At 75.7% G+C, this 4,063-nt stretch carries 4 protein-coding genes; 1 reads left to right on the top strand and 3 read right to left on the bottom strand.

The features are described 5' to 3' along the window. Positions 1-79: 79 nt before the first annotated feature. The 3 genes from AB0C69_RS39060 to AB0C69_RS39050 all read right to left on the bottom strand — a co-directional run bounded on the left by AB0C69_RS39060 (position 80) and on the right by AB0C69_RS39050 (position 2,865). Positions 80-1,120 carry a hypothetical protein gene (locus tag AB0C69_RS39060; RefSeq protein ID WP_360361193.1) on the bottom strand — a complete coding sequence of 347 codons (1,041 nt, stop codon included), beginning with the start codon at positions 1,118-1,120 and terminating at the stop codon, positions 80-82. Between the two features lie 295 nt (positions 1,121-1,415). Beyond that, positions 1,416-1,823 carry a cupin domain-containing protein gene (locus tag AB0C69_RS39055; RefSeq protein ID WP_360361190.1) on the bottom strand — a complete coding sequence of 136 codons (408 nt, stop codon included), beginning with the start codon at positions 1,821-1,823 and terminating at the stop codon, positions 1,416-1,418. Positions 1,824-1,848: 25 nt separating this feature from the next. Further along, positions 1,849-2,865, bottom strand: coding sequence for a zinc-dependent alcohol dehydrogenase family protein (locus AB0C69_RS39050; RefSeq protein ID WP_360361187.1), 1,017 nt, complete (start codon positions 2,863-2,865; stop codon positions 1,849-1,851). A gap of 255 nt (positions 2,866-3,120) precedes the next feature. Between AB0C69_RS39050 and AB0C69_RS39045 the strand changes: the two genes are divergently transcribed. Continuing rightward, positions 3,121-4,008 carry a helix-turn-helix transcriptional regulator gene (locus AB0C69_RS39045; protein WP_360361184.1) on the top strand — a complete coding sequence of 296 codons (888 nt, stop codon included), beginning with the start codon at positions 3,121-3,123 and terminating at the stop codon, positions 4,006-4,008. Positions 4,009-4,063 lie beyond the last annotated feature (55 nt).

Raw genomic sequence — 4,063 nt, 5'->3', positions numbered from 1 at the left:
GGCTCCTCTGACCGGGCCGGTGCGCGACCGCCGCTGGCGCCCCCGGCGGGCCGGACGACGACCGCGGCGACCGTGACGCTCATGCGGACGACGGCCGAGGAGATGGGCGAGCTGGGCCGCAGGACGGGCAGGGGGTGCGGGTGCGGCGGGCGTAGGCGCGGGCGGCGGCGGCCATGCCGGCGCCCCAGGCGAAGTAGGCGGGGACGGCGACCCAGAAGAACGCCTCGGGCAGGGCGAGGCCGCCGTCGGGCGGGAACGGGTTGCGGCCGTGCAGCCGCTCCCAGGACATCTGCAGCAGCATGAGCCCGAAGTAGATGACCAGGCCGGCGGAGATCGCGGCGCCGGGCCACAGCACCAGCCGGCGCGGGACGCCGCGCCCGGCCGCGCCGGGCACCCAGCGCGGCCAGGTCCGCCCGAAGGAGTGGACGAGGGCGAGGGGCAGCAGGCAGCCGCCGAGCACGAACCCGGCCTCGAACAGCATCGCCGAGGCGCCGGCGGCGAGCGGCGACTCGGCGAACCCGACGACGGCCTGGGCGGCGATGCGGGTGAGGCATCCGGCGACGGCGAGGTAGGCGGCCGCGTACGCCCAGGCGGGTGTGCGGAGCAGGGCGCCGGCCGCGGCCGCGGGGCGCGCGCAGGCGCCGCAGGCCGGTCCGGTGCGGGTGCGCGCGGTGTAGGCGCGGGCGGACAGGGCCGTCATGGCCCCGGCGGCGACGACCGCGGCCCGCGACAGCGCGCCGAGCGGGTAGAACCCCAGGCCCAGGCCGGGCAGGACCGCGCCGACCGCGTCCAGCAGGAGCATCGCGCCGGAGGCGACCAGGCACGCCGCTGCGGCCCAGGCCGCGCCCGCCAGGGCCAGGCGCGCGGCGCGGGGCAGGCGGTCGGCGCGCGGGGACGCGAGGAGCGCCAGCACGAGAGCGGCGGCCCCGCACAGGCCGGCGCCCGCCCATCCGGTGAAGGCGACGAGGTCGGTGCCGATGGGCGACATGGCGTGGGGCCGATGCCCCGCCGCCCAGTACGCGCGCAGGGCGCCGTAGGCGGTGACCCAGGCGAGCGCGGCCGCGGGCAGGCGGCGCCCCAGGGCGTGCGGCGAGAGGCGTGCGGCGAGCGTGGTGGCCATGGCGACGATCGTGGCCGCGGCGGGGCGGGCGGGGCCTCCCCGCCGCGGCCGAGACCGCTCCCCCGCGCGGGGGAAGAGGCGGCCGGCCGAGCCGTCCCCTCACCCACTGGGTTCGTGCGCCGTCGCGGGCTGGTCCCGGCTCCCCTGGTCAGACGGTCAGACCCGGAAGGGCCGAGCCGTGTAGGCGGCGCGGGCGGCGGCCAGGCCCGTGCCGGAGGAGGCGCCCGTGACGAAGGCGACCTGGGCGGTGAAGTCGTAGGTCGGGTTCATGAGGTGCCTCTCGTGACGAGGACGGTCAGGTGGGCGGGGCGGCGGCGTACTCCTCGTCGGTGACGGGGGCCAGCCAGTGGACGACGTCGTGGTCGGCGTCGCCTTCGTTGATGGCCAGGTGGACCATGAGCCGGTTGGGTGCGGCGCCGTGCCAGTGCTCCTCGTCGGCCTCGAACAGCACGCGGTCGCCGGGCCGGATGACCTCGACGGGGCCGCCCCGGCGCTGGCACAGGCCGATCCCTTCGGTGACGAAGACGGTCTGGCCCAGCGGGTGGCGGTGCCAGTGGGTGCGCGCCCCGGGCATGAAGTGCACCAGGTTGGCGCTGACGCGGGACGGGGCGGGCGCCGCGGCGACGGCGTCGATGTAGACGTCGCCGGTGAACCAGTCCGCGGGGCCTTTGGCGGTGTCGATGGTGCTTCGCGTGATCTGCATGGCCGTTCCTTGTCTGCGGGTGGTGTCAGGGCTGGAGCAGTGCCTTGACGGCGCGGCGCTCGTCCATGGCCCGGTAGCCCTCGGCGACCTGGTCGAGGGGGAGGGTGAGGTCGAAGACGGGGCCCGGGTCGATCCGGCCGGTCAGGACGAGGTCGATCAGGTCGGGCAGGTAGCGGCGCACGGGGGCGGGGCCGCCGCGCAGGCCGACGTGGGAGAAGAACAGCTCCTGCCCGTCGAGCTCGACGCCGTGGGGGACGCCGACGAAGCCGACGTCGCCGCCGGGCCGCGCCGCGTGCAGGGCCTGGCGCATCGCCTCGGCGGTGCCGACGCATTCCAGCACGCTGTCGGCGCCGATCCCGCCGGTCAGCTCCTTGATCCGGGCCACGCCCTCCTCGCCGCGCTCGGTGACGACGTCGGTCGCGCCGAACGCGCGGGCGAGCTTCTGGCGGGGCTCGTGCCGGGACATGGCGATGATCCGCTCCGCGCCCATCTCCCGGGCGGCGATCACCGCGCACAGGCCGACCGCGCCGTCGCCGACGACCACGGCGGTGGAGCCGGGCCTGACCTCGGCGGCGTCGGCGGCCCACCAGCCGGTGCCCATCACGTCGGAGACGGCCAGCAGCCCCGGCCAGAACTTCTCGTCGGGCGGGCCGTCGGTGGCCACCAGGGTTCCCTGGGCGTTGGGGATGCGGACGTAGTCGGCCTGGCAGGTGCTCATGAACTCCCGGTTCAGGCAGTTCGACTGGAAGCCGTTGCGGCAGTTCGCGCAGGTGTTGTCGGAGGTCGCGAACGACCCGACGACGAACTGGCCCGGCTTCACCGAGGTCACCTCGGATCCGACCTCCTCCACGAAACCGACGTACTCGTGGCCCATCGGATGCGCCGCGTCGGTCGGCTCGGCGCCGCGGTAGGGCCACAGGTCCGAGCCGCACACGCAGGTGACCGCGGTGCGGATGACCGCGTCGGTGGGGTGGAGGATCTTCGGGCCGTCCAGGGTCTCGAAACGGATGTCGCCGGGGGCGTGGATCACTGCTCCGCGCATGGGAAGGTTCCTTTGCTTTCGCGGCGCGGCCGCGCGAGAGGTGCGGGCGGGCGCCTAGTGCGGTCCTTTGCCCGGCGGGCCGGGTGGCGAACCACGCTGGGGCCGGGCGCGGGGCCCCTGCCGTCACGTGCTGGACCTGCGGCGGGAGCACCACGCCTCCCAGGTAACCGCGTCTCGGCGCGCGTAGCGAGGCACCGTCGAAGGGTGTACCGGCAGTACATGCCTGCGGCCGCGGGCAGCGCGTAACGTCGAGGTGTGGACAACCGTGAAGAGGTCCGCGAGTTCCTGACCTCGCGGCGCGCGAAGATCACTCCGGGGCGGGCGGGGCTGCCGCCGGGTTCCCGGCGCCGGGTGCCGGGGCTGCGCCGCACGGAGGTCGCGGCGCTGGCCGACATGAGCGTGGAGTACTACGCCAAGCTGGAACGCGGGAATCTCGCGGGCGTCTCCCCGGCGGTCCTGGAGGCGCTCGCCCGGGCGCTGCGGCTGGACGACGCCGAACGCGCCCATCTGCTGAACCTGGCTCAGGCCGCCGACGGCACCGAGGCCCTCACCCGTCCCCGCCGCCGCCCCAAGGGGCAGTGGAAGCCGCACCGGAGCCTGCAGTGGGCGCTGGACGCCGTCACGGCGGGGCCGGCGTTCGTCCGCAACGGCCGCATGGACATCGTCGCCGCCAACCAGCTCGCCCGCGCCTTCTACGACGACGTCTACGCCACTCCCGGCAACCAGGCGAACCTGGCGCGCTTCACCTTCCTGGACCCCGCCGCGCGCCGCTTCTACCCCGACTGGGACCTGGCCGCCGACATCACCGTCGCCATCCTGCGCACCGAGGCGGGCCGCAACCCGCACGACAAGGATCTGCACGACCTCGTCGGTGAGCTGTCCACCCGCAGCGACGGGTTCCGCACCCGCTGGGGCGCCCACGACGTGCGCCACCACGGCAGCGGCACCAAGCGGTTCCACCACCAGGTCGTCGGCGACCTCACGCTCGCCTACGAGGGTCTGGAGATGGCCGCCGAGCCGGGTCTCACCCTGACCATCTTCACGGCCGAGCCCGGGTCCGCCTCCGAGGAGGGCCTGCGCCTGCTCGCCTCGTGGGCCGCCACTCCCCGGACCGCCTCCCCCGCGCCGCGCCCGGGCGCCTGACCGTCCCCGGACTGCAACGCGTCCGCCGCGCCTGCCGCCGGACCATCGACTGGTC

Origin of the sequence: Actinomadura sp. NPDC048032, assembly GCF_040653175.1 — a bacterium.
GTDB lineage: Bacteria > Actinomycetota > Actinomycetes > Streptosporangiales > Streptosporangiaceae > Spirillospora > Spirillospora verrucosospora.
This window is presented reverse-complemented; position numbering and strand designations above follow the sequence as displayed.